The organism is Mesorhizobium sp. NZP2298, assembly GCF_013170825.1.
Lineage (GTDB): Bacteria > Pseudomonadota > Alphaproteobacteria > Rhizobiales > Rhizobiaceae > Mesorhizobium.
In genome coordinates this window covers 122034-147739 of record NZ_CP033365.1, presented here as the reverse complement: position 1 = coordinate 147739, position 25706 = coordinate 122034, and the positions used below count along the sequence as shown (strand labels likewise).

General features: G+C 62.7%; 21 protein-coding genes. 14 read left to right on the top strand and 7 right to left on the bottom strand.

Annotated features, from left to right (window positions below; translation table 11 throughout):
* Positions 1-26: 26 nt before the first annotated feature.
* Positions 27-926 carry a LysR family transcriptional regulator gene (locus EB231_RS00700; protein WP_056569692.1) on the bottom strand — a complete coding sequence of 300 codons (900 nt, stop codon included), beginning with the start codon at positions 924-926 and terminating at the stop codon, positions 27-29.
* Positions 927-1095: 169 nt separating this feature from the next.
* On the opposite strand from EB231_RS00700, the gene EB231_RS00695 reads away from it, so the two are divergent.
* The 3 genes from EB231_RS00695 to EB231_RS00685 all read left to right on the top strand — a co-directional run bounded on the left by EB231_RS00695 (position 1096) and on the right by EB231_RS00685 (position 3996).
* The gene (locus EB231_RS00695; RefSeq protein ID WP_172347156.1) at positions 1096-1737 is read left to right on the top strand and encodes a DUF47 domain-containing protein; all 642 of its coding nucleotides are present in this window, start codon (positions 1096-1098) and stop codon (positions 1735-1737) included.
* 3 nt (positions 1738-1740) lie between these two features.
* Positions 1741-2745: an inorganic phosphate transporter gene (locus EB231_RS00690; RefSeq protein ID WP_172347155.1), complete on the top strand. Its 1005-nt coding sequence runs from the start codon at positions 1741-1743 to the stop codon at positions 2743-2745.
* A gap of 75 nt (positions 2746-2820) precedes the next feature.
* Positions 2821-3996: an Mrp/NBP35 family ATP-binding protein gene (locus EB231_RS00685; protein ID WP_172347154.1), complete on the top strand. Its 1176-nt coding sequence runs from the start codon at positions 2821-2823 to the stop codon at positions 3994-3996.
* 16 nt (positions 3997-4012) lie between these two features.
* Here EB231_RS00685 and EB231_RS00680 read toward each other — a convergent pair whose 3' ends face one another.
* A complete protein-coding gene (locus EB231_RS00680) occupies positions 4013-4462 on the bottom strand; it encodes an SRPBCC family protein (RefSeq protein ID WP_172347153.1) in 450 nt (149 codons plus the stop codon).
* A 150-nt stretch (positions 4463-4612) separates the two neighbouring features.
* Here EB231_RS00680 and EB231_RS00675 point away from each other — a divergent pair, with 150 nt between their 5' ends.
* From EB231_RS00675 to EB231_RS00660, 4 genes are all read left to right on the top strand, one after another.
* A complete protein-coding gene (locus tag EB231_RS00675; protein WP_172347152.1) occupies positions 4613-6418 on the top strand; it encodes an IlvD/Edd family dehydratase in 1806 nt (601 codons plus the stop codon).
* Positions 6419-6653: 235 nt separating this feature from the next.
* A complete protein-coding gene (locus tag EB231_RS00670; protein WP_172352768.1) occupies positions 6654-7472 on the top strand; it encodes a chromate resistance protein ChrB domain-containing protein in 819 nt (272 codons plus the stop codon).
* Entirely contained in the window at positions 7469-8860 is a 1392-nt protein-coding gene (chrA, locus tag EB231_RS00665; RefSeq protein ID WP_172347151.1) for a chromate efflux transporter, read from the top strand. The genes EB231_RS00670 and chrA overlap by 4 nt, the downstream gene beginning before the upstream one ends.
* Before the next feature lie 167 nt (positions 8861-9027).
* On the top strand, positions 9028-9426 hold the full coding sequence (locus tag EB231_RS00660; protein WP_172347150.1) for a hypothetical protein: 399 nt from the start codon (positions 9028-9030) through the stop codon (positions 9424-9426).
* Between the two features lie 10 nt (positions 9427-9436).
* On the opposite strand, the gene EB231_RS00655 is transcribed toward EB231_RS00660, so the two are convergent.
* The gene (locus EB231_RS00655; RefSeq protein WP_172347149.1) at positions 9437-11026 is read right to left on the bottom strand and encodes a trimethylamine methyltransferase family protein; all 1590 of its coding nucleotides are present in this window, start codon (positions 11024-11026) and stop codon (positions 9437-9439) included.
* Between the two features lie 189 nt (positions 11027-11215).
* Positions 11216-12709, bottom strand: coding sequence for a MocR-like pyridoxine biosynthesis transcription factor PdxR (gene pdxR / locus EB231_RS00650; protein WP_056569714.1), 1494 nt, complete (start codon positions 12707-12709; stop codon positions 11216-11218).
* Between the two features lie 302 nt (positions 12710-13011).
* Between pdxR and pgi the strand changes: the two genes are divergently transcribed.
* Together pgi and EB231_RS00640 are read left to right on the top strand one after the other, a co-directional pair.
* Positions 13012-14655: a glucose-6-phosphate isomerase gene (gene pgi, locus EB231_RS00645; protein WP_172347148.1), complete on the top strand. Its 1644-nt coding sequence runs from the start codon at positions 13012-13014 to the stop codon at positions 14653-14655.
* 5 nt (positions 14656-14660) lie between these two features.
* Positions 14661-15383 (top strand): HAD family hydrolase, encoded by a 723-nt coding sequence (locus tag EB231_RS00640; protein WP_172347147.1) that lies wholly within the window; start codon positions 14661-14663, stop codon positions 15381-15383.
* A 252-nt stretch (positions 15384-15635) separates the two neighbouring features.
* Here EB231_RS00640 and EB231_RS00635 read toward each other — a convergent pair whose 3' ends face one another.
* The 3 genes from EB231_RS00635 to EB231_RS00625 all read right to left on the bottom strand — a co-directional run bounded on the left by EB231_RS00635 (position 15636) and on the right by EB231_RS00625 (position 19956).
* Complete coding sequence (locus tag EB231_RS00635) at positions 15636-16931, bottom strand: SEL1-like repeat protein (RefSeq protein ID WP_172347146.1); 1296 nt, start codon at positions 16929-16931, stop codon at positions 15636-15638.
* A 287-nt stretch (positions 16932-17218) separates the two neighbouring features.
* A complete protein-coding gene (locus tag EB231_RS00630) occupies positions 17219-17860 on the bottom strand; it encodes a class I SAM-dependent methyltransferase (protein WP_172352767.1) in 642 nt (213 codons plus the stop codon).
* Positions 17861-17931: 71 nt separating this feature from the next.
* The gene (locus EB231_RS00625) at positions 17932-19956 is read right to left on the bottom strand and encodes a long-chain fatty acid--CoA ligase (RefSeq protein ID WP_172347145.1); all 2025 of its coding nucleotides are present in this window, start codon (positions 19954-19956) and stop codon (positions 17932-17934) included.
* Positions 19957-20425: 469 nt separating this feature from the next.
* Between EB231_RS00625 and EB231_RS00620 the strand changes: the two genes are divergently transcribed.
* The 5 genes from EB231_RS00620 to EB231_RS00600 all read left to right on the top strand — a co-directional run bounded on the left by EB231_RS00620 (position 20426) and on the right by EB231_RS00600 (position 25691).
* The gene (locus EB231_RS00620; protein WP_172347144.1) at positions 20426-22018 is read left to right on the top strand and encodes an ABC transporter substrate-binding protein; all 1593 of its coding nucleotides are present in this window, start codon (positions 20426-20428) and stop codon (positions 22016-22018) included.
* Between the two features lie 50 nt (positions 22019-22068).
* Positions 22069-23076 (top strand): ABC transporter permease subunit, encoded by a 1008-nt coding sequence (locus EB231_RS00615; RefSeq protein ID WP_172347143.1) that lies wholly within the window; start codon positions 22069-22071, stop codon positions 23074-23076.
* A 70-nt stretch (positions 23077-23146) separates the two neighbouring features.
* A complete protein-coding gene (locus EB231_RS00610) occupies positions 23147-24001 on the top strand; it encodes an ABC transporter permease subunit (RefSeq protein ID WP_171883339.1) in 855 nt (284 codons plus the stop codon).
* 2 nt (positions 24002-24003) lie between these two features.
* Entirely contained in the window at positions 24004-24861 is an 858-nt protein-coding gene (locus tag EB231_RS00605; RefSeq protein ID WP_172352766.1) for an ABC transporter ATP-binding protein, read from the top strand.
* Positions 24858-25691: a dipeptide ABC transporter ATP-binding protein gene (locus EB231_RS00600; protein ID WP_172347142.1), complete on the top strand. Its 834-nt coding sequence runs from the start codon at positions 24858-24860 to the stop codon at positions 25689-25691. Before EB231_RS00605 ends, EB231_RS00600 begins: the two co-directional genes overlap by 4 nt.
* Positions 25692-25706: the final 15 nt, after the last annotated feature.

The following is a 25706-nucleotide window of genomic DNA, read 5'->3' as shown; positions in this document are numbered from 1 at the left end:
ATCACGTTCAGCCTCCTGTCTCTAACCTAGCGATGGGCGCGGAAATCGTCTGCCAGCGCCATCGCCTCGTCCAGCAGCGCCTGCACCAGCGGCGTGTGCGGTTCGCGCGGCGCGGCCACCAGGCCGACCGTGTGGCTGGCATCCGGCTCGACGATCGGAATGGCCCGGATCGGCTCCGAAAAGCCGAATGTTTCCGCGAGGTTGAGCGGCATGATCGACGACCATTTGCCGGTTCGGATATGCGAGAACAGCACAATCATCGAATTGGATTCGAGCGTCGGCCGCACCTGCACGCCGGCCTCGGCCAGATGCTGGTCGATGAGGCGGCGGTTCTGCATGTCGGGCGTCAGGAGGCACAGCGGCAACTGGCTGATCTCGGCCCATGACACTTTGTCGCGATCCGAATAAGGGTTGCCGATGGCTGTGATCAATTGATAGCGCTCGTCGTAGAGCGGCACGCTGGTCACCCGTCCGAGCGGCTCGTTGTCGAGATAGGTGATGCCGGCGTCGATGTCGAAATTGCCGAGCAACGACAGCACCTCGATCGAAGTGCGCGACAGCACCGAGAAGGTGACGCCCGGGTGCTTTTCGCGAAACGGCGTCGTCAGCCGCGCCACCATGGCGAGCGCGGTCGGAATGGCGGCAATGCGGATGCGGCCGGAAAGGCCGTGGCGCGCGGCCCGCATCTCCTCGCGCATGGTCCTCGAATCGCCGACGATGCGGCGCGCCCAGACCAGCACCTGCTTGCCCTCCGGCGTCAGCCCCTGGAAACGCGACCCGCGATTGACCAGCATGACACCGAGCTGCCCCTCCAGCTGTTTGATGCCGGCCGACAAGGTCGGCTGGGTGACGCCACACGCTTCCGCCGCCCGGCCGAAATGTTCTTCCTTGGCCAGCGCGATGAAGAATTCGAGTTTGTCGATCATGCCATCCTTCCGGTCGTCACGCACAGGCTCGGGGAAATTGTCCTTTGCCGCAAGCGATATGCGCAATCGTTCCGCATCCACATCTTTCAGCCGGCTTACTGTTTCCCGCGGCATCGCGCGGCGCTATGTCAATGAAACGGTCGTGGACCGGACGCGATGGGAGACTGACATGCTGGGCTGGTTCCGCAAGCTGCTGCCACGCGAAGATCGTTTCTTCGACCTGTTCGAGCGGCATTCCCGCACGGTGGTCGGCGGCGCGGAGGCGCTGCAGCAGCTTCTCCAGGGCAAGGACATCGATCGCTGGTGCCAGAAGATCGTCGATCTCGAGGACGAGGCCGATCACGTCACCGCCGAAGTCCTGCTGGCCGTGCGACGCTCCTTCATCACCCCTTTCGATCGCGGCGACATCAAGGATCTGATCCAGTCGATGGATGATGCCATCGACATGATGCACAAGACCGTCAAGACGGTAAGACTGTTCGAGAAGCGGGAGTTCGATCCGCTGATGCAGGAAATGGGCGCCGTCATCGTCGACGCCGCGCGGCTGGTCGCGGAGGCGATCCCGCTGCTCGCCAAGGTCGGCGCCAACAGCGCGCGCCTCAACGCCATCGCCGAGGAAGTCATGCGCGCCGAGGGCCGGGCCGACGATTTGCATGAGCAGGGCCTGAAGGATCTGTTCAGGCGCCACGGCCGCGGTGACGCGATGGCCTACCTGATCGGGTCGGAAATCTATGGTCAGCTGGAGAAGGTGGTCGATCGCTTCGAGGACGTCGCCAACGAGATCAGCGGCATCGTCATCGAGAACGTCTAGGCGATGGACGCCGCGATCGCCTTCCCCCTGCTGGCCGGCCTTGTCGCCGTCGCGCTGTTCTTTGATTTTCTCAACGGCCTGCACGATGCGGCCAATTCCATCGCCACCATCGTCTCCACACGCGTGCTCAGGCCGCAATATGCAGTGCTGTGGGCAGCCTTCTTCAATTTCATCGCCTTCATGTTCTTCGGCCTGCATGTCGCCGAAACCGTGGGGAAAGGCATCGTCGACGTCAGCATCGTCACGCCGGCGGTGATCTTCTCGGCTCTCGTCGGGGCCATTGTCTGGAACATCGTCACCTGGATTGCCGGCATCCCTTCGAGCAGCTCGCACGCGCTGATCGGCGGGCTGGTCGGCGCCGGCGTCGCCAAGGCAGGCATCGGTGCCATTGTCTGGTCGGGACTTGGCAAGACGGTCGCCGCGATCGTGCTCTCGCCGGCGACCGGTTTTATCCTGGCGCTTGTCCTGATCCTGGTGGTTTCGTGGCTGTTCCTGCGCCAGACGCCGTTCGCCGTCGACAGCACCTTTCGCGTCCTGCAGTTCTTTTCCGCCTCGCTCTATTCGCTCGGGCATGGCGGCAACGATGCGCAGAAGACCATGGGCATCATCGCCGTGCTGCTCTATTCGCAAGGCATGCTCGGCGAGAAATTCTACGTGCCGCTCTGGGTCGTCCTCACCTGTCAGTCGGCGCTGGCGCTCGGCACGCTGTTCGGCGGCTGGCGGATCGTCCACACAATGGGTTCGAAGATCACCCGGCTCAATCCGATGCAGGGCTTCTGCGCCGAAACCGGCGGCGCCATCACGCTGTTCGCCGCCACCTGGCTCGGCGTTCCCGTATCGACCACGCACACGATCACCGGTGCCATCATCGGCGTCGGCGCTGCCCGCCGCGTCTCGGCGGTGCGCTGGGGCATCGCCGGCAACATCGTCATCGCCTGGATCATCACCTTGCCGGCGACGGCGGCGATTTCGGCTCTTACTTATCTCGCCGTCGACCTGGCGGGTTGACCGCGGGCATCGTGGCGCTTGGAGTCGGCTTCAATCTGCACTATCTGAGCGGCAGCCCAACGCCAGGATAAAATCATGTCCGTTACCAAGGAAATCGTCACCGAGCGTCTGAAGACGGTCAATGGGCCGGATTTCACCGGCAACATTGTCGACCTCGGCATGGTTTCCGAGATTTTCATCGCCGATTCGAAAGTGTTCTTCTCGATCACTGTTCCAGCCGCCAGGGCGCAGGAGATGGAGCCGCTGCGCGCCGCCGCCGAACGTGTCGTCAAGGCAATTCCAGGTGTTGCCGGGGCCGTTGTCGCGTTGACGGCGGAAAAGAAGGGCGGCGGCATGGAGGCACCGGTTCCGGCTCGTCCCGCGTCCAGGCCGGCCCCGCCGGCTTCGCCCGCCGCACCGCGTTCCGTTCCGCATGCCCCCGCTTCGCACAGCCAGGGCAAGCGCGGCGTGCCCGGCATCGAGGCAATCATCGCGGTTGCCTCGGGCAAGGGCGGCGTCGGCAAGTCGACCACCGCCGTCAACCTGGCGCTTGGCCTTGCCGCCAATGGCTTGCGGGTCGGCGTGCTCGATGCGGACATCTACGGCCCGTCCATGCCCAAGCTGCTCGACATCCATGGCCGCCCGCAGACGGTTGACGGCAAGATCCTGAAGCCGATGGAGAATTACGGCCTCAAGGTGATGTCGATGGGCTTCCTCGTCGATGAGGAAACGCCGATGATCTGGCGCGGGCCGATGGTGATGTCGGCACTGACACAGATGTTGCGCGAGGTCGAATGGGGCAGGCTCGACGTGCTCGTCGTCGACATGCCGCCCGGCACCGGCGATGCGCAATTGACCATGGCGCAGCAGGTGCCGCTGGCCGGCGCCGTCATCGTCTCGACGCCACAGGACCTGGCCCTCATCGATGCCCGCAAGGGGCTGAACATGTTCAAGAAGGTCGACGTGCCGCTGCTCGGCATCGTCGAGAACATGAGCTATTTCATCGCCCCTGACACCGGCAAGCGCTACGACATTTTCGGCCATGGCGGCGCGCGCCGCGAAGCCGAACGCCTCGGCGTCACCTTCCTCGGCGAAGTGCCGCTGGAAATGGGCATCCGCGAAAGCTCGGATGCCGGTGCGCCGGTGGTCGTCTCGAAGCCCGACGGCGCAGCGGCGAAAACCTACCGCGACATCGCCACCAAGGTCTGGGACAGGGTCAATGAAGAACGCGGCGCGGCCGAAGCGGCGGTGCCGAGCATCGTCTTCGAGTGACCTCCCGGGAAGAGGGTCAGCCGCCGACCTTCTCGCCAAATGTCGAAAAGAACTGCCCGGCCAGTTTTTTCGACGTCGACTCGATCAGCCGGCTGCCGAGCTGGGCGATCTTGCCGCCGACTTCGGCCTTGGCGGCATATTTGAGCACCGTGGCATTCGGCCCATCCGCCGTCAGCGTCACGTCGGCGCCGCCCTTGGCGAAACCGGCGATGCCGCCCTTGCCTTCGCCCTGGATCGTGTAGGAATGCGGCGGCTTGAGGTTCTTCAGCGTCACCTCGCCATTGAAGGTCGCCTTGATCGGTCCGATCTTCAGCACGACCGTCGCCGCCATCTCGGTGTCCGACGTCTTCTCCAGGCTCTGGCAACCGGGAATGCTCTCCTTAAGCACCGCCGGATCGTTCAGAGCTTCCCATACCTTCTGGACGGGCGCCGCGATGCGTTCCTCGCCTTCGATCACCAAAGCCATCAAGACCTCCCGTGCAACTGATGTCGATTGGTCCTAGCGCGCGGCCCGATACATGTCTATCGCACCAAAGTCCGGATTCAGATCGCGCGTGCCCCTTGCCTGCATCCGCGCGTTGTCATATCGATTTGTCATACAAATACGGAGACCATGATGGCTGGCGCCCCCACAGGAAAGAAGAAATTTCGCTCGCAGGAGTGGTTCGACAACCCCGACAATCCGGGAATGACGGCGCTCTATCTGGAGCGTTACCTGAATTACGGGCTGACCCGCGCCGAACTGATGTCGGGCAAGCCGCTGATCGGCATTGCCCAGACCGGCTCTGATCTGTCGCCTTGCAACCGGCACCATATCGAGCTCGCCAAGCGCGTGCGCGAAGGTATCGTCTCGATGGGCGGCATCCCCTTCGAGTTCCCCTGCCATCCGATCCAGGAGACCGGCAAGCGCCCGACCGCGGCCCTTGATCGCAACCTTGCCTATCTCAGCCTGGTCGAGGTGCTCTACGGCTATCCGCTCGATGGCGTTGTGCTCACCATCGGCTGCGACAAGACCACGCCGGCGCTGCTTATGGCGGCGGCCACCGTCAATATCCCGGCCATCGCGCTGTCTGTCGGCCCGATGCTCAACGGCTGGCACAAGGGCAAGCGCACCGGATCCGGCACCATCGTCTGGGAATCGCGCCAGCGCCTGTCGGCCGGCGAGATCAATTATGACGAGTTCATGGACATCGTTGCCTCCTCGGCGCCCTCCACCGGCTATTGCAACACCATGGGCACCGCCACCACGATGAATTCGCTGGCCGAGGCGCTCGGCATGCAACTGCCGGGCTCGGCCGCCATCCCGGCGCCATACCGTGAGCGCGGCCAGATCGCCTACGAGACGGGAAAGCGCATCGTCGACATGGTGCATGAGGATTTGAAGCCGTCCGATATCATGACGCGCAAGGCCTTCGAGAACGCCATCGTCGTCAATTCGGCGATCGGCGGCTCGACCAACGCACCGATCCATCTCAATGCCATCGCCCGCCATCTCGGCGTGCCGCTCGACAATGACGACTGGCAGAAGATCGGCCTCAAGGTGCCGCTCATCGTCAATCTGCAGCCGTCCGGCGAATATCTGGGCGAGGACTATCATCATGCCGGCGGCGTGCCAGCCGTGGTTGCCGAACTGATGAAGGCCGGGCTGCTGCCCTATCCTGAAGCCGTGACCGTCAACGGCAAATCCATCGGCGATAATTGCAAGGGTGTCGCAAACGAAAACGCCGACGTCATCCACAGTGTCGACAAACCGCTCAAGACCAATGCCGGCTTCATCAACTTCAAGGGCAATCTGTTCGATTCCGCGATCATGAAGATGAGCGGCATCTCGCCGGAATTCCGCGAGCGCTATCTGTCCAATCCGAACGATCCGGAAGCCTTCGAGGGCAACGCCATGGTCTTCGACGGTCCGGAGGACTACCACGCCCGCATCGACGATCCGGCGCAAGGCATCGATGAGCACTCCATCCTGTTCATGCGCGGCGCCGGCCCGGTCGGCTATCCCGGCGGCGCCGAGGTCGTCAACATGCAGCCGCCGGCTTACCTCATCAAGAAGGGTATCCACTCGCTGGCCTGCATCGGTGACGGCCGCCAGTCGGGCACGTCGGGCTCGCCATCGATCCTCAACGCCTCGCCGGAAGCCGCTATCGGCGGCGGACTGGCGCTGCTCAAGACCGGCGACCGTGTGCGCATCGACTTGCGCAAAGCCACCGCCAACATGCTGATCAGCGATGAAGAGCTTGCCAGGCGGCGCGCCGAGCTGGAGAGCAATGGCGGCTACCACTACCCCAAGCACCAGACGCCGTGGCAGGAGATCCAGCGCGGCATGGTCGACCAGTTCTCGGAAGGGATGGTGCTGAAGCCGGCCGTGAAATACCTGGACGTCGCCCACACCAGCGGCGTTCCCAGGGACAATCATTGATTGCTCCGGGGATACCCACTGACATCGGATCGACGGCTGGCGGCTTGATCAATCAGGCCGCCGGCCGTGCTTTCGTTTGGGCATTGTGCGTCCTGGCCGCCGTTCGAGACCGGTCACGATCCTTGACAAGCGCGCCCAACAAATCCACGATCATAACAAGGGGTGTATCGCGACGACCCCGTGAGGCGTCAGCCCAACGTTCGCGTCCAGGCTTCTCTATCAGGAGGTGGACGCCATGCCGTCAACAACCGCTATCACCGTATCGCAACTATCCCGTCTGGTCGGCCTGCCGGGTGCGCCTGCAATCATCGATGTCCGCATTGATGAGGATTTCGACGCCGATCCGCGCCTGCTGCCGGCCTCGGTCCGTCGCGATTTCAAAACCGTTTTGACCTGGGCGCCCGACTTCGCCGGCAAGCCCGTGGTGGTGGTCTGCCAGAAAGGCCGCAAACTCTCGCAAGGTGTAGCCGCGTGGCTGCGCCAGGAGGGGATTCCCGCCGAAACTCTCGAAGGCGGTTTCGAAGCCTGGGGCGATGCGGACGGGCTTCTGGTCCGCACCGACAAATTGCCGCCGCGCGATGAAAAGGGCCGCACGGTGTGGGTGACGCGCGCGCGCCCCAAGGTCGACCGCATTGCCTGCCCCTGGCTGATCCGGCGTTTCATCGATCCTCGCGCGGTCTTCCTGTTCGTCGAGGCGGCCGAAGTGCCTGCCGTGGCCGACCGCTTTCAGGCCGAGCCGTTCGACATCGACAACGTGTTCTGGAGCCATCGTGGCGAACGCTGCACCTTCGATACGATGATCGAGGAATTCGGGCTGGAATCCGCCGCACTCGATCGCCTTGCCGTGATTGTGCGCGCTGCCGATACCGCAAACCTCGATCTGGTGCCCCAGGCCGCCGGCTTTCTGGCTGCCTCGCTTGGCCTGTCGCGGATGTTTCGCGACGATCTGGAGCAACTGGAAGCAGGCATGCTGCTCTACGATGCGTTCTTCCGCTGGGGCCGCGACGCCACCGAGGAAACCCACAACTGGCCCAGCGCGGGTAAACCGTCATGAGCGCCGTTGCGCCTGCACACAGGTCGGGGAACGTCGAGGCGCCGGCCGTGCCGACCTTTGCCGAAGCCGTGAAGCTCTGGGCGAAGATCGGACTGCTCAGCTTCGGCGGACCGGCCGGGCAGATCGCCCTGATGCACAGGGAACTGGTCGAGGAGCGGCGCTGGATCGGCGAACAGCGTTTCCTGCATGCGCTGAACTACTGCATGCTCTTGCCTGGCCCGGAAGCCCAGCAACTCGCCATCTATATCGGCTGGCTGCTGCACAGGACGATCGGCGGCCTTGTCGCCGGCATCCTGTTCGTCGTGCCCGGCGCGCTCGTCATGCTGATCTTGAGCAGCCTCTATGTGATCTATGGCGACATGCCGCTCGTCGAGGCGCTTTTCCTCGGGGTGAAGGCGACCGTGCTTGCCATCGTCATCGAGGCGGTGATCCGCATCGGACAGCGCGCCCTGAAAAACCGGGCCATGGTGTCGATCGCGGTCGCAGCTTTCATCGCCATATACGCTTTGAATGTGCCGTTCCCGCTGATTATCCTGCTCGCGGGTCTGACAGGATGGCTGGGAGACCGCCTCTCTCCTGGTCTCTTCTCCGGTTCGGCGCACGGCAAGGATGACGGTCCCGACGTTAAGGGCGCCGTCGACTTGATGTTCGAACGCGGCGAACTGACCCATGTCAAACCGACCAGATGGCATGCGCCACGTACTGTCGCGATCTGGCTGCCGATCTGGCTCGGACCTGTTCTCCTGATCTGGTGGTTCACTGGCTCTGCCAGCGTGTGGACCGAGATCGGCCGGTTCTTCAGCCTGATGGCGGTCGTCACCTTCGGTGGCGCCTATGCGGTGCTGGCCTATGTCGCGCAGGCGGCCGTCCAGTCCTTTGGCTGGCTCGCGCCCGGTGAAATGGTCGATGGGCTTGGGCTTGCCGAAACCACGCCTGGGCCACTCATCCTGGTGCTGCAGTTTGTCGGCTTCATCGCCGCGTTCCGTCACGCCGGGTCGCTGAATCCATTGCTTGGCGGATCGCTCGGAGCGCTGCTGACCCTGTGGGTGACCTTTACGCCGTGTTTCTTCTGGATATTTCTTGGCGCGCCCTATATCGAGGCGCTGCGGGGCAACAGGGCCTTGTCGGCGGCGCTCGGCGCGATCACCGCCGCTGTTGTCGGCGTCATCATGAATCTCGCCTTGTGGTTTGCCTTGCACGTCGTTTTCCGTGAGGTTCACGCGACGGGCCTCGGCATGAATGTGCCGGTGCTTTCGTCGATCGACTGGCGTGCGGCGCTGCTTTCCTGTGCCGCGATGATCGCCATCCTGAAGCTCAAGATCGGCATGCTGCCGACACTCGCCGGATCGGCCCTTGCCGGTGTCCTGCTGCTGGCGGCGAGCGGCTAATGCATGTCGCCCAAAAGTGACCTTGGTTTTGGGAGAACGACATGCATGAGAACAAGGACCTGAGGCGTGTCACATGAACCCGTTTCAACGCGACGTGCTTAGATATACGTCTGCCTTTGTATTCCGCTCGCCGACCACTTAAGTGGTTGGAAACGGATTGGAACATCATGGCGCAGCGACGCTCTTCCCTTGGCTTCCTCGGCATGTTCGGACGATCGGGCGATCTGAGGCAGCTTGATACGGCATTGCGCGACGCTGATCTTCATCCCGCCCTTGTGCCGGAGGGCGTGAAACTCACCCTCGTCAATCTGATGAAGGATCGCTGGTCCGACGAGCCGCCGCCACAGGCCTACCCGGACGTGGCGCGGCTGTTCAGCTATTGCATTGCCGGACCCGAGGCGTTCGAACGCTCCCACGGCCTGCGGCAGCGGCAGGACGTGGAGCGCCGTATCGAGCACGCGGTCGAGGCCGGCGACAGTTTCGACGCCCAGATCGTGTTGATGACGCTGCATGCCAAGCTGATCAACGCCGAAGTGGTCGAACGCTACGGCCTGGGCGCCGACTGACTGCTTTGACTCAGCCGCCCATATTGGCGCGCGGCAGCTTGATCATGTCGCCGAAGCGCGCGCGCAGCCTGTCGTCCAGCAGTTTCGGCACATGGCGCGGGAAACGTTCGGCAAGGACGCGCTTCTTCTCGATGATCGCGCGCTGCAATATGTCGGGCCGGCCTTTTTCGTTCCATTCCTTCGGCGAAAACCGGTCGCCGACGGCCGGATAGAAATACTCGGTCTGCATCAGCCGCAGCGTCTGCTCGTTGCCGAGATAGTGGCCCGGTCCCTTCAGGCAGACTTCGGCGATGGTGTCGATCGACAGCGCTTCATCGGTCACCTCGATGCCGCGGACGCAGCGCAGGCAATGTCCGAGCATGTCATTGTCGATGATCAGGCTTTCCAGGCAGAAGCCGAGCAGCGAGGCATGCATGCCGGCCGATTCATAGACCAGGTTGAGCCCGGCAAGACCGGCCATCACGTCGGTGATGCCTTTTTCATAGCCTGACTGGATGTCGGGCAGTTTCGAATCCGTCATGCCGGCGGCCGAGCCGCCGGGCAAATCGTAGAACTGCGCCATCTGCGCGCAGGCAGCTGTCAGCACCGCCTGCTCGGCCGAGCCGCCCGACATGGCGCCGGTCCTGAGATCCGACACGAACGGCCAGGTGCCGAAGATCGCCGGATGTCCCGGCTTGATGGCGTTGACATAGACCAGGCCGGCCAGCACTTCGGCCACCGCCTGCACCACCGCGCCGGCAATCGCCGCCGGAGCGGTCGCGCCGGCCTGGCCGGCCGACAGCAGCAGGATCGGGATGCCGCCCTCGACACAGGCCTCGAGCACGCCGCAGGCGTCCTCGGCGAACTTCATCGGCGGCACGACGAAGCAGTTGGAGTTCGAAACGAAAGGCCGGGCGCGGAAATTCTCCTCGCCGCCGGCAATGGCATAGAGCATCTCCAGTGCCGGCTGCACGTTCTCGCGCACCGTGAACGAGGTGCCGACATGCTTGGACGTGCCCATCACGCAGGCATAGAGCGTGTTGAAGTCCATTTCGAGCGGATCGGGAATGTCGCGAGGCACCATCGGCCGCTGGAAGAAATGGATGTTGTCGAGCCCGTCGACGATGCGGGCCGCGTCATAGATGTCCTGCAGCAGCGACTCGCGATATTCGCGCTTCTCGACATCGACCAGATGCACGGCGGCACCCGCCGTGCCGTAGTGCACGCGCTTGCCCTGGATCACCATGTCGTGTTTCGGGTCCTGGCCGTGCAAGGTGAAGTTGCGCGCTGCCTTCTTGATGGTGTCGAGCACCAGCGCGCGCGGGAAGCGGATGCGGCCATCATCGCCATGGGTGGCGCCGACCCTGGTCAGTGCCTCGATGCAGGAAGGGATCGCATTGGCGAAGCCGACCGTCTCCAGCAGCGTCAGCACCGCCTCGTGGATGCGTTCCTGGTCGTTCCCGCGCAACGGCCCGTAGCTGCCGCCCTCGAGGCCGGCGCGCACCGGCCTGATGTCGTCGGCGAGCGGCGCGGCCCGCATGGCTCGGCGCGCTTCGCGTCCACCGGAGCGGCGCGAGCGCTGATCCGCCGCCGCTTCCTGCTTTTCAAGAACCACTGACATGGAGACACTCCAGCTTTCTCAGAAGCAGGGCGGCGGTTGGTCCACCATCGGCTGCTTCTTCCCCTTTGTGCCACGACTATGCCGCCGGCTTTGGCACAGCCTATGGGCCAGCCGGTTCGGTTGCATGTGCCAGAGCTAAAGGAGTCGGAACCGCCCTTGGGGCTCCGGTCAAAGGATCGCGTGGGTGGATCAGGCAGCGGCCGGTCTGCGCCCGGCCGCGGTGGCGAGTTCGCGGATGCCGGGCTCGATGTGCTGCAGCGCGATCGAGGAAATGCCCAACCGCATGAAACGCGAAGGCTTTTCGGTGCGGTCGAAGAAGCGGTCTCCCGGCTCGATGATGACGCTGCGCGAGGCGGCGGCCTCGGCCAAACCACGGGAATCGGTGCCCCGCGGGCCCTCGAGCCAGAGCGACGTGCCGCCGGCCGAATCGGTCGAACGCCATTCCGGCAGGAAAGCGGAAATCGCATGGACCAGACGCTTGCGCCGCTCGTCAAAGGCGCTCGACAGACGCCGCACCAGGGCCTCGTGATGGCCGAGCGACAGGAACAGCGCCACGGCGCGTTGATTGTTGGCCGGCGGATGGCGCAGCATGAAACGGCGCAGGGCCCTGAGTTCCGCGATTAGTCCAGCCGACGCGACGATGTAGCCAAGCCGCAGGCCCGGAGCCAGCGTCTTCGACATCGAGCCGACATAGACGACGCGGCCGGAGCGATCGAGGCTCTTCAACGCCTGCTGCGGCGCCTCGTCGAGAAGCTGGCTGTCATAGCCGTCCTCGATGATGATCTGGTTGTGACGGTTGGCACGTGCGAGCAGGTCCTGCCGCCGCTCGGCCGACAACGGCACCATGGTCGGGCAATGATGGCTGGGCGTGACGAACACGAAGCCGGAATCATTGGGGATAGAAGAGGTTACGATGCCGGACTGGTCGACAGGCACGGGCTGGATCTCGGCGCCCGCAAGGCGGAAGATCGAGCGCGCGTCGGGGTAGCCAGGATCCTCCATCGCCACCTTCGAGCCCTTGGTCATCAACAGCGAAGCCAGCATGTACAGCGCGTTCTGGGCGCCAAGCGTGACGATGATCTCGTCGGGATTGGCGAAGATGCCGCGCCGGGGAAGGAGCCGCGCCTGGATCTGTTCGATCAAGAGCGGATCGTCTCGATCGACCATGTCGGACGCCCAGTTGCGGATCTCGAGCACGGCCAGCGCCATGCGGTTGCACTCGCGCCACTCGGCGGTGGGGAACAGCGCCGGGTCGAACTGGCCATAGACGAAGGGGTAGGACGACTTGATCCAGTTCTCGTGCTTGGCCGGCGGCGGCATGTCGCTGGCGGCGATCTGCCGGCGCGCCTTCCAGTCGATTTCATTGGCCTGGTCGGGCGCCTTCTGGTGCGGCTTGGCCGGTGTCGCCAGCACGTCTGGATTGACGAAATGGCCGCGCCGCTCGCGCGCCACCAGGAACCCCTGGTCGACGAGCTGCTGGAACGCGAGAACCACGGTTCCGCGCGCCACGCCGAGTTTTTCGGCCAGGATTCGGCAGGAGGGAAGCGGCATCGAAGCGGCGATCTGCCGGTCGAGAATGGCGGCCACGATGGCCTGGCGGATCTGCGCCTGCAGGGTCTGGCCGGATTCAGCCGAAATCCGGAACAGGCCGGACCATATCGCCGTGTCGTTTCTCTGTGGCATGGAAGATGTTCCTCGATGGCCAGCTTTTTTCGCTTGGCTGGACTAGTCGAATGTAACGGTGGCACAAGGGGTTGCGCCAATCAATTTTTCTGATCTTTGGGATTTATGCCAGTGATCCTTCCGGCCGAAATCGGGCGCTGCAACCTCCCTGAGCGACACATTGTGTCATCGCATCGTGATGCGATGCGGCATCGCCGCGTATTGACCGCACGGAGTTCGGCTCAATAGTTGTGCCGCGACGACACGCGCCGGAAACATCCGGTCTGATATGGTGCATCCAAAACGCCAGGAGCTACCCGCCAGTGGATAAGTCAGCCTTCCAGAAGCAGCTTGCCGCCTTGCGCGATCATCGCGCCGGTGCGCCGGTCGACATGCGCCAGGTCTTCGCCGCCGATCCACAGCGGTTCGAGACATTCTCCGCCACCGATGGCGACCTTTTGCTCGACTGGTCGAAATGCGCCGTCGACGCCACCACCATGGATTTGCTGGAGAAACTGGCCGCCGCCGCCGATCTCGACGGCCGCCGCGCCGCCATGTTCGCCGGCAAGAAGATCAACATCACCGAGGATCGCGCCGTGCTGCACACGGCGCTGCGCAATCTCAGCGGCAAGGGCGTCACGGTCGATGGCCAGGACGTCAAGGCGGATGTCATTTCCGTGCTCGACGCGATGGGTGCCTTTGCCGATGCGATCCGCTCCGGCAAGGCGCTGGGTGCCACCGGCAAGAAGATCACCGATATCGTCAACATCGGCATTGGCGGCTCCGACCTTGGCCCGGCCATGGCGACGCTGGCGCTCGCCCCCTATCATGACGGACCGCGCGCGCACTATGTCTCCAACATCGACGGCGCCCATATCCATGACACGCTGAAGGGCCTGTCCGCCGAGACCACACTGTTCATCATCGCCTCCAAGACCTTCACCACGGTCGAGACGATGACCAATGCGCAGACGGCGCGCGACTGGGTGCAGAAGGCGCTCGGCAAGCAAGCGGTCGGCAAGCATTTCGCCGCCGTCTCCACCGCGCTCGACCTTGTGGCCAAGTTCGGCATCGAGCAGGATCGCGTCTTCGGCTTCTGGGACTGGGTCGGCGGCCGCTATTCGGTCTGGGGCGCGATCGGCCTGCCTGTCATGATCGCCGTCGGCCCAAGAAATTTCCGCGCCTTCCTCGACGGCGCGCATGAGATGGACGAGCACTTCCGCACCACCCCGCTCGCCGGGAACCTGCCGGCGCTTCTAGGGCTGGTCGGTTGGTGGCATCGCGTGATCTGCGGCTATCCGGCGCGCGCGGTCATCCCCTATGACCAGCGCCTGTCCAGGCTGCCGGCCTATCTGCAGCAGCTCGATATGGAATCGAACGGCAAGGGTGTCACCCTCGACGGCACGCCCGTGACGACGCCGACCGGGCCGCTGGTCTGGGGCGAGCCCGGCACCAATGGCCAGCACGCCTTCTTTCAGCTCCTGCACCAGGGCACCGACTTCATCCCGGTCGAATTCATTGCCGCGGCCGTCGGCCACGAGCCGGAGCTCAAGCACCAGCATGACCTGCTGCTCTCCAACTGCCTGGCGCAGTCGGAAGCACTGATGAAGGGTCGCACGCTGGACGAGGCGCGCGCGCAGATGCTGGCCAAGGGCATGAAGCCGGCGGATGTCGACAGGATAGCGCCGCATCGTGTCTTTTCCGGCAACCGGCCGTCGGTGACCATCCTCTATCGCAAGCTCGACCCGCGCACCTTCGGCCGGCTGATCGCGCTCTACGAGCACCGCGTCTTCGTCGAAGGTACGCTGTTCAACATCAATTCCTTCGACCAGTGGGGTGTCGAGCTCGGCAAGGAACTGGCGACCGGCCTGCTGCCTGTCGTGGAAGGCAAGGAAAGCGCCGCAAACCGCGACGCCTCTACAAGGGGCCTTGTGGAACGCATCCACCAATTGCGTGGTTCGGAGTGATCGACTTGGCAGACATCAAGGGGATATTGTTCGACAAGGACGGGACACTTGTCGACTTCAACGCGACCTGGCTCGGCGTTGCCGACTTCATGGCCATGGACGCATCCGATGGCGACCGCTGGAAGGCCGACAGGCTGCTCGCGGCCGCCGGCTTCGATTTCGCCAACCGGCGCTTCAAGCCGGACTCCATCTTTGCTTCCGGCACCAATCTCGACGTCGTCGAACTGTGGTTTCCGCGCCTGTCGAACGAAGATCAGATGCTGGCCGTCGCCCGCTTCAACGAGATCACCTCGGTGCAGGGCTCGACGATGGCGGTGGCCTTGCCAGGCGTCGTCGACACCTTGGCGGCGCTGCATAAAAAATCCTACCGGCTTGGCGTCGCCACCAATGATTCGACCAGCGGCGCGGAAAAGACCTTGGTCACGCTCGGCGTCGCGCAGCTTTTCGACGCGGCCTATGGCTACGACGCGGTGGCCAATCCCAAACCCGCGCCCGACACCATCCAGGCCTTCTGCGACCTCACCGGGCTGAAGCCGTCGGAGATCGCCATGGTTGGCGACAACCGCCACGACCTCGAAATGGCGCGTGCCGGCGGTTGTGGCCTGGCGGTCGGCGTGCTTTCCGGCACCGGTACGCGCGAATCGCTGGCCGAGATCGCCGACATCATCCTGGATTCGGTTGCCGACCTGCCGGATTTCCTTTCAACGCCGGTCAAGGAGACGGTTTGATCGGGAGGGGGTGGAAAGGCGCTTTGCCATTGATGGCTGAGATGGGGCCGAGAGCCGAATGTCTGCTCTCGGGATGGCCGGAGTAGGAAGCGGACAAGGTGGTTCCGTTCAGTCGGCCCAGCCGACCGCCTCCCGCGATTAAGCGGTCCATCTACTGCAGCATCCGCTCCCAATCCGACGCCAAATCTACCCCTATAGCTTGCTCTACGGTCACGGCCTTCTGGGAACAGAGAGAAATTTAGATAAAATTCGTCAAGAAAGGCGCTTAAGTGCCTCTTTTGCTCTCATATTACCGGATTTGGCGGCTTTCTCATAGTACATAATAGCGGTTGATCGATCTTTTGTTACACCGATACCAAATTCAAAGATTGCACCAAGCGCAATCTGGGCGTCCTGTTCGTCATTATTTGCACTCTCTTCAAGCAGAGTTATCGCTTTTTCAATGTTCTTTTCGACACCCAGACCATTCATGTATATAGCAGCCAGATCATATTGCGCTCGAGGATTTTTTTGATCTGCTGATTTTTCGAGCCAGTGACGAGCGAGGGCATAATCTTGCCCCACGCCTTTTCCGGTTAAGTAGGCCGTTCCGAGATTATACTCACCTTTAGCATTCCCACGTTCAGCCGCAGTCGAAAACAATTCCACAGCACGTTGATAATCTTGCGGCACTCCTTTGCCGGCCGCATAGAGGGTGCCGAGATTGGCACTGGCTGCGGACAGTCCTTGCGCCGAGGCCTTTGCGTACCAAATGGCGGCCTGTGCGGCATCGCGTGCGACGCCTCTACCGGTGTCATAAAGTCCGCCCAGATTATTTTCCCCGATAGGGCTGCCTAGCGCGGCGGCAGCCCGATACCAGTGCATGGCAGCGGTGAAATCCTGTGGAACACCCCGGGCATATTCATATAAATAGCCAATTGCCACTAGCGCCGTGGGATCGTTCTGGGCTGCCGCCTTCTGATACCACATCATCGCTTGAGCATAATCGCGCTCAACGCCTTCACCGCTTTCATAGGCTGCGCCGAGTTGAAATTGAGCAAGCGCAAACCCTTGGTCCGCCGCCTGGCGGAGGAGTTCGGCGGCCCTGACCGGGTCCTTTGGTACCTCTTGGCCGATCTGGTACATTGTGGCTAGGCTCAATTCCGATTGAGCAAATCCCTGAGCCGCCGCCTTGGTATACCAGCCAAACGCGAGAGCACTGTTCTGAGCCACGCCGATGCCTCTATCGTAGAGGTATCCTAGATTGTGCTCTGCTTGGGCGTCGCCCTTGTCGGCGGCCTGCCCGAAGTAATCCCTTGCGCGCTGCGGGTCTGGCTTCACACCGCAACCCAATACGTACATGAACCCGAGATTGTTGAGCGCTGCCGTGTTGCCTGAGGCGGCGGCAGTTTCCCATTGCTGCCGCTCTGAGTCGCCGATAGCTCCACATGTCAATTGTTCGGTGATAACCAGTTCGCCCGCGAGAGAATGCGACGAAGGCATGAAAATTGATATTCCGGCAGAAGCCACAGTCAGTACTGTTATCTTATAATTGGCCTGTTTGATCATTGTTACGATCTAGGTAATATTATGAGTTCTAAAGTCGCGGTAACATTGGCGTTACCGTCGCCATCTGGTATCTACCGGTCGAGGGCTAGCAGGCTGGCTGGGCCGAGCCCGGAAGTCAACTAAGAGCCCGTCCAAGGAGATACTTACAACCAATGTAACGCACAAATATCCGTGAACGGATCGGATTAAAGCTATCAAACATATTTCAGATGGAACCCGCGTCGGGATTCCAAGCGAATTCTGGCACCGACATCACTTTGAGCCTCGCGGCTGCAATGCCCGTTCCCCTACCACCGTTCCGCCTCGAACGAAAACACTCCGCTCTGCTTGCTTGCAGTACCCTTTGCATCGCCGAAATCCGGCACCTGATATTCGGCGAGCAGTCGCAGCCGCGACAGCGGCAAATCGTTGCGGCGGGGATCGCCGACCAGCACATCGATGCCTGCTGCCAGACAGCGATCGAGGAAGGGGGTGATCCGTCGGGCAACGTCGCGGCTATAGAACACGTCGCCTGCGAGCACGAGGTCGACCGCCGGTGGCAGGCCCTTGGTAATATCACCTTCGGCAATGGTGATCTCGACGCCGTTCGCCTCGGCATTGAGGCCGAGCGCGGCGATGCCGTTGCGGTCGATTTCCGCGGCAACCACCTCGCACGCGCCGGCCTTCGCGGCGGCGATGCCGACTAGGCCGGACCCTGCGCCTAGGTCGAGCACGCGGCGGCCCGCCACGCGCATCGGATGGTCGAGGATATAGCGCGCCAGAACGGCGCCGCCGGCCCATGCATAGGCCCAGTAGGGCGGCTGCGGTTCCGGCGCGTCCACATCCGCGTAGGCGCCGTCTTCGGGCTCGACCAGCCGTCTCAATCCACTGCCCGGGTGGGCGGTGTAGAGCCGGATTTCGGGAAGTGCGGGCACCGGGACAAGGCGCATGTTGGCCTTGATGAATTCCGCCGCATCGAGGCGAGGGCGCCGGTCTGATGCATCATTGTCGGCAAGGATCACTAGCCGCGCAGCGCCCGCCGCAGGATCTTGCCGACCGGCGTCTTCGGCAATTCGGTCCTGAACTCGATGTATTTGGGCCGCTTGTAGCCGGTAAGGTTCTCGCGGCAAAAAGCGGTGATGGCTTCCACGGTCAGGGCTGGATCCTTCTTGACGATGAACAGCTTCGGCACTTCACCCGAATGCTCGTCCGGCACGCCGATCGCCGCGACTTCAAGCACGCCCGGATGCATGGCCACGACCTCCTCGAGTTCGGTCGGATAGACGTTGAAACCGGAGACCAGGATCATGTCCTTCTTGCGGTCGACGATCTTGGTGTAGCCGCGCTCGTCCATGAAGCCCATGTCGCCCGACTTGAAGAAGCCGTCCTTGGTCATCACCTTGGCGGTCTCGTCGGGCCGGTTCCAGTAGCCGGCCATCACCTGTGGACCCCGGATGCAGATCTCGCCGACCTCGCCCAGCGGCAAATTGTTGCCGTCATCGTCGCGGATGGCGATTTCGGTCGAGGGCAGCGGCAGGCCGATGGTGCCCGTGAAGTCACCCGATGTGAACTTGTTGGCGGTCGCCACCGGCGAGGTTTCCGACAGGCCGTAGCCTTCCGAGACCGGGCAGCCCGTCAGCGCCTTCCAGCGCTCGGCAACGCCCTTCTGCACCGCCATGCCGCCGCCCAGCGTCAGGATCAGCGGCTTGAAATCGAGCTTGCGGAAATCCTCATTGTTGAGCAGCGCATTGAACAGCGTGTTGAGGCCGGGAAAGATGTGGACCGGATATTTCCCGAGTTCCTTGACGAAGCCTGGAATGTCGCGCGGGTTGGGAATGAGGATGTTCTGGGCGCCTTGCTGCATGCCCATCAGCGCGTTCACCGTCAGCGCGAAGATATGATAGAGCGGCAATGCGCAGACGAAGTTGAGATGCGCGGGCTTCGGCTTGATCGTGTAGGCGTCTTCGACCCAGAGCGAGTTCTGCGCGACGTTGGCCAGCACATTGCTGTGCAACAGGGTCGCGCCTTTCGATATCCCCGTGGTGCCGCCGGTATATTGCAGGAAGGCCACATCATTGGCAGCCACCGTGGCCGGCTTGAAATTCATGCCGCTGCCGGCCTTCAGCGCCGCGTTGAACTTGACATGACCGGGCAATGACCAGGCCGGCACCATTTTCCTGACGCGGCGCACGACCAGATTGACGATCGTGCCCTTCAGCCCGCCGAGCATGTCGCCCATGGAAGCGACCACGACATGCTTGACCGAGGTCCTGGAGACCACCGCCTGCAGCGTGCTTGCGAAGTTTTCGAGGATGACGATGGCCTGCGCCCCGGAATCCTTGAGTTGGTGTTCAAGTTCGCGCGGCGTGTAGAGCGGATTGACGTTCACCACCGTATAGCCGGCGCGGGCCACCGCCATCATCGCCACCGGATACTGCAGTACGTTCGGCATCATCAGCGCGACGCGCGCGCCCTTCTGCAGTCCCGTCGATTGCAGATGGGCGCCGAATGCCGCCGAGAGCCGCTCGAGTTCCGCATAGGTGATCGACTTGCCCATGCAGGTGAAGGCCGGCTGGCCGGAAAACTGCTTGCACGCGGCGACAAGGAAGTCGCCGATGGAGCTATGGGGAAGGGGGCCGATCTCGGCCGGCATGTTCTTCGGATAGCTTTTCAGCCATGGTTTTTCTGGCAGGCCGGCGACGAGCTCGGTGAGTGCCTTCGGCAGTCGTCGGCCTGGTGCGGGCGGCGGTGACGGTGCCGCCGCCTTCGCTGGCGATGCGGCCTTCGTTGCGCCGGTCTTGTTCGCCCCTACCTTGACGGGAGAAGGCTTCGTTGGCGAGGTCTTTGCCGGGGCGGCTTTCACGGCCGGCTTGGCGGCGCCCTTGGCCGTGGTCGCCGCCTTTGCCGCTGGTGCTGTCTTGGCGGGCTTTGCGCCTGCCTTGGCGGTCGCGGCTTTGGCGGAAGCTTTGCCTTGCCCGTCGGCTGTGGCTGGTTTCGAAACCGCCTTGGCCGACACTTTCACTGGCGTCTTCGATGCTTTTGCCACCCGTTCCTCCCTAGCAATTCTTCTTCGCCCGTCTCTTGGTCGCCTGTGCCGCGCCCGCCTCCAGATGACAGAGGCGTCCTCCGCTGCCGCCAGCCTGACCATCTATGTATTGCCTCTATCGGCGGCGGTGCAAGTCTTGCCCTTGCGGCAAGGCGCCGAAAGATTTGCCGCCGAAAATCTTCCCCGCCGGCGACGCTTGGAACGGTATCTTTCCGCTTCCGTGGCCGGCTGAAGGCGCGACGCGGCGGCGACGTCGCCATATGCCGGATCAATAAAAAAATGCGGTCGTTAATAATATCGTGAATGGAAAAAACTGCTAATTTCTTCTGCCATTTAGCAAAATTACGGATTCTTTTCCTGCTTCCCGCGGGGTAAGCAAACGGGGTGTTCCAAAGCCGGAAAAACGGTGCTTATATGCGCGCTTCGCGAGCCTGATAGAGGGGCTTGGAAGAACATCAGGGAGTGCTCAATGAAGAAGAAATTGACTTTTGCAGCCGCGTTGCTGGCTGCAAGCGTCCTGGGAGGCGTGGCCAACGCGAAAACCCTGGTCTATTGCGCGGAAGCATCGCCGGAGGGCTTTGATCCCGCGCCGTACACCGCGGGCCAGACGTTCGACGCGTCCTCGCGTACCGTTTTCAACCGCCTCGTCGAATTCGATCACGGCAAGACCACGACCTCGCCTGGACTGGCTGAAAGCTGGACGATCTCCGACGACGGCAAGGAATATACGTTCAAGCTGCGCAAGGGCGTCAAGTTCGCCGCCACCGACTATTTCACCCCGACGCGCGATTTCAACGCCGACGACGTGGTGTTCTCGTTCCAGCGTCAGGTCGACAAGAACGGCCCGTGGTTCCAGTACATTTCCGGCATTGCCTACCAGTATTACAATGACCAGTTCGGCGACAACATCACCAAGGTCGAGAAGGTCGACGACCTGACGGTGAAGTTCACCCTCAAGGAGCCGGCGATCACCTTCATTCCGACGCTGGGCATGGACTTCGCCTCGATCGTGTCGAAGGAATATGCCGACAAGCTGCAGGCCGACAAGACGCCTGAACTGTTCAACCAGAAGCCGGTCGGCACCGGCCCGTTCATCTTCGTCGACTACCAGACCGACGCCGCCATCCGCTACAAGGCCAACCCGGACTATTGGGGCGGCAAGCAGAAGATCGACGACCTGGTCTTCGCCATCACCACCGATCCGGCGGTGCGCGCGCAGAAGCTCAAGGCCGGCGAGTGCAATATCATGTCGTACCCGGCCCCGGCCGACATTGCCGGCCTGCAGGCGGATCCGAACCTGAAGGTCGACGAGCAGGAGGGCCTCAACGTCGGCGCGCTGATGTACAACACCCAGCAGAAGCCGTTCGACGACGTGCGCGTCCGCAAGGCGCTCAACATGGCCATCAACAAGAAGGCCATCATCGACGCGGTCTTCCAGGGGGCCGGCCAGGTGGCGATCAACCCGATCCCGCCGACCATGTGGTCCTACAACAAGGACGTGAAGGACGATCCGTACGATCCGGATGCGGCCAAGAAGCTGCTTGAGGAAGCCGGCGTCAAGGATCTCAAGATGAACGTCTGGGCGATGCCCGTTTCGCGCCCGTACATGCCGAACGCCCGCCGCACCGCCGAACTGATCCAGGCGGATTTCGCCAAGGTCGGCGTCACGGTCAACATCGTCAGCTACGATTGGGGTGAATACCTCAAGCGCGCTTCGGCGGTCGATCACGACGGCGCAGTCATCGTCGGCTGGACCGGCGATAATGGTGATCCGGACAACTTCCTCGGCGTGCTCCTGAGTTGCGCTTCCGTCGGTTCGAACAACCGCGCGGAATGGTGCAACAAGGACTTCGATGCGCTCATCAACAAGGCCAAGACGGTTTCCGACCAGGCCGAGCGCACCAAGCTCTACGAACAGGCACAGGTCATCTTCAAGGAACAGGCACCGTGGGCAACGCTCGCCCATTCCAAGGTGTTCATGCCGATGCAGAAGACCGTCTCCGGCTTTGCGATGGATCCGCTCGGGATTCACCGCTTTGACGGCGTCGATATCGCCGAATAAGGTTCGCGAAACGGGGCGGCGCCACAAGCTGCCGCCCCACCTCGCCCGCCATGCTGCGTTATATCCTAGGCAAGCTCGCCCTCATCATCCCGACCTTCATCGGGATAACCATCCTCGCTTTTGGCTTCGTGCGTATCCTGCCCGGTGATCCGGTGCTGGTGCTTGCGGGCGAACGTGGCCTGTCGCCCGAACGTCACACGGCGCTGATGCACCAGTTCGGTTTCGACCTGCCGATCTGGCAACAATATCTGACCTACCTGACCAACATCCTCAGCGGTGATTTCGGTACCTCGTTTTCCACCAAGACCCCGGTGCTCAAGGATTTCCTGGTGCGGTTCCCGGCAACGGTCGAACTCGCCATCTTCGCCATGATCTTCGCCGTCGTCTTCGGTGTCGCCTTCGGCATCTTTGCCGCGATCCGCCGCGGCTCCTGGTTCGACCAGCTCACCATGGGCACCGCGCTGGCGGGCTATTCCATGCCGATCTTCTGGTGGGGTCTGCTGCTGATCATCGTCTTTTCCGGCACGCTGCATTGGACGCCGGTCTCCGGCCGCATCGACCTTCTCTACTTCTTCAAGCCGGTGACCGGCTTCATGACCATCGATTCCTTGATTTCCGGGCAGAAGGGCGCATTCCGTTCGGCGGTGTCGCACCTCATCCTGCCGACCATCGTGCTCGGCACCATACCGCTGGCGGTCATTGCCAGGCAGACGCGTTCGGCCATGCTCGAAGTGCTGGGTGAGGACTATGTGCGCACCGCGCGTGCCAAGGGTCTGACCCCTTTCCGCGTCGTCGGCCTGCATGCCTTCCGCAACGCGCTGATTCCGGTCGTCACCACCATCGGCCTGCAGGTCGGCACGCTGCTCACCGGCGCAATCCTGACCGAGAGCATTTTCTCCTGGCCCGGCATCGGCAAATGGATGATCGACGCCATTTCCAAGCGCGACTATTTCACCGTCCAGGGCGGGTTGCTTTTGATCGCGCTGATCGTCATGTCGGTGAACCTCATCGTCGACGTGCTCTACGCCGTCATCAACCCGCGCATACGGGCCAATTGACATGACCAACGAAGGCCCAGCCACCGTCGAAGCCGCCACCGTCGTCAAGCCGCAGGACGCGCGGCTGCAGATGTTCGCGGAATTCTGGCACTACTTCTCCATCAACAAGGGCGCGGTGATCGGGCTCTTCGTCTTCGCGTTGCTGATCCTGGTCGCTCTTTTCGCGCCGCTGCTCGCCCCGCATTCGCCTGACGATCAGTTCCGTGACTTCTTCCTGACGCCACCGGCCTGGCAGGCTGGCGGCAATGCGCAGTTCCTGCTCGGTACCGACGCCGTCGGCCGCGATATGCTGTCGCGCCTGATCTATGGCTCACGCTTCTCGCTCGCCATCGGCTTCGTCGTCGTCACCACGGCACTGATCTCCGGCGTCATCCTCGGCCTGCTCGCCGGCTATTGCCGCGGCTGGGTCGATACGCTGATCATGCGCATCATGGACATCATCCTGGCCTTCCCGTCGCTGCTTCTGGCGCTGGTGCTGGTCGCGGTCCTTGGCCCTGGCCTCGTCAATGCCATGATCGCCATCGCCTTCGTGCTGCAGCCGCATTTCGCGCGGCTGACTCGGGCCGCCGTGATGGCGGAAAAGAACCGCGAATATGTCATCTCGGCCAAGGTTGCCGGTGCCAGCCATCTCAGGCTGATGCTGGTCACCATCCTGCCCAACTGCATAGCGCCGCTGATCGTGCAGGCGACGTTGTCCTTCTCCAACGCCATTCTCGAGGCGGCCGCGCTCGGCTTCCTTGGCATGGGCGCGCAGCCGCCGACGCCGGAATGGGGCACCATGCTTGCCGAAGCACGTGAGTTCATCCTGCGCGCCTGGTGGGTGGTGACCTTCCCGGGCCTCGCCATCCTGATCACCGTCTTCGCCATCAACCTGATCGGCGACGGCCTGCGCGATGCGCTCGACCCCAAGCTGAAGAGGTCGTGAGCATGCCCCTGCTCGAGATCAAGAACCTCACCGTTTCCTTCGACACCGCGGCCGGACCGTTCATGGCCGTGCAAGGCATCGACCTTTCGATCGAACCGCGCGAGGTGCTGGCGATCGTCGGCGAGTCCGGTTCCGGCAAGTCGGTGTCGATGCTGGCGGTGATGGGGCTGTTGCCCAACACGGCGACGGTCAGGGCCGACCGCATGACCTTCGATGGCGTCGATCTGTTGAAGCTCAGTCCGTCCGAACGGCGCAAGATCGTCGGCAAGGATATCTCGATGATCTTCCAGGAACCGATCGCCAGCCTCAATCCGTGCTTCACGGTCGGCTTCCAGATCGAGGAGGTGCTGCGCTTCCACATGGGCATGGATCGCGCCCAGCGCCGGGCGCGGGCCATCGAACTGATGAAGCTGGTCGGCATTGCCGATCCGGAGGAACGGCTGAGCTCGTTTCCGCACCAGATGTCGGGCGGCCAGTGCCAGCGCGTCATGATCGCCATCGCCATTGCCTGCAATCCTAAGCTGTTGATCGCCGACGAGCCGACGACCGCACTCGACGTCACCATCCAGAAGCAGATCCTTGATCTGCTGGTCTCGCTGCAGGCCAAATACGGCATGGGCCTGATCATGATCACCCACAATATGGGCGTGGTGGCCGAGACCGCCGACCGCGTGATCGTCCAGTACAAGGGCCGCAAGATGGAAGAGGCCGACGTGCTATCGCTGTTTGAATCGCCGAAGAGCAACTACACGCGCGCGCTGCTGTCGGCGCTGCCGGAAAACGCCGTCGGCGACCGGCTGCCGACCGTGTCCGACATGCTGTTCGAGCCCGCTCCCTCTGCCGCTGGAGCTTCCGCATGAGCACCACGGTCCTCGAAGGCAAGAACATTGTTCGCGACTATCACATCGGCGGCGGCCTCTTCACCGGACCGCGCACCGTGCATGCGGTCAAGGGCGTCTCCTTCACCGTGGACAAGGGCAAGACGCTCGCTATCGTCGGCGAAAGCGGCTGCGGCAAGTCCACGCTTGCCCGCATCATCACGTTGATCGATCCGGCGACCGCGGGCGATCTGTTCATCGACGGCAACAAGGTCGACATCGCCAAGGGCGGCTTGACCAAGGAGATGCGCCGCAAGGTGCAGATCGTCTTCCAGAACCCCTACGGCTCGCTCAATCCGCGCCAGAAGATCGGAGACGTGCTGGGCGAGCCGCTGCTGATCAACACCGACAAATCGGCCGCCGAGCGGCGTGACCTCGCCATGAAGATGCTGAAGAAGGTCGGCCTCGGTCACGAACATTACAACCGCTATCCGCACATGTTCTCGGGCGGCCAACGCCAGCGCATCGCCATCGCCCGCGCTCTGATGCTGAACCCGAGCCTCTTGGTGCTCGACGAGCCGGTTTCCGCGCTCGATCTTTCGGTGCAGGCGCAGGTGCTCAACCTGCTTGCCGACCTGCAGGACGAATTCCAGCTGACCTATGTCTTCATCAGCCACGATTTGTCCGTGGTGCGCTACATCGCCGACGATGTGATGGTGATGTATTTCGGCGAGGCGGTCGAATACGGCTCGCGCGACGAGGTCTTTTCCGACCCCAAGCACAGCTACACCCGGACGTTGTTCGCCGCGACCCCGCGCGCCGACGTCGCTTCGATCAAAGCGCGGTTGGCGAAGAAGAAGGCGGCCGCCTGAGGCTGCGAGCCGCAG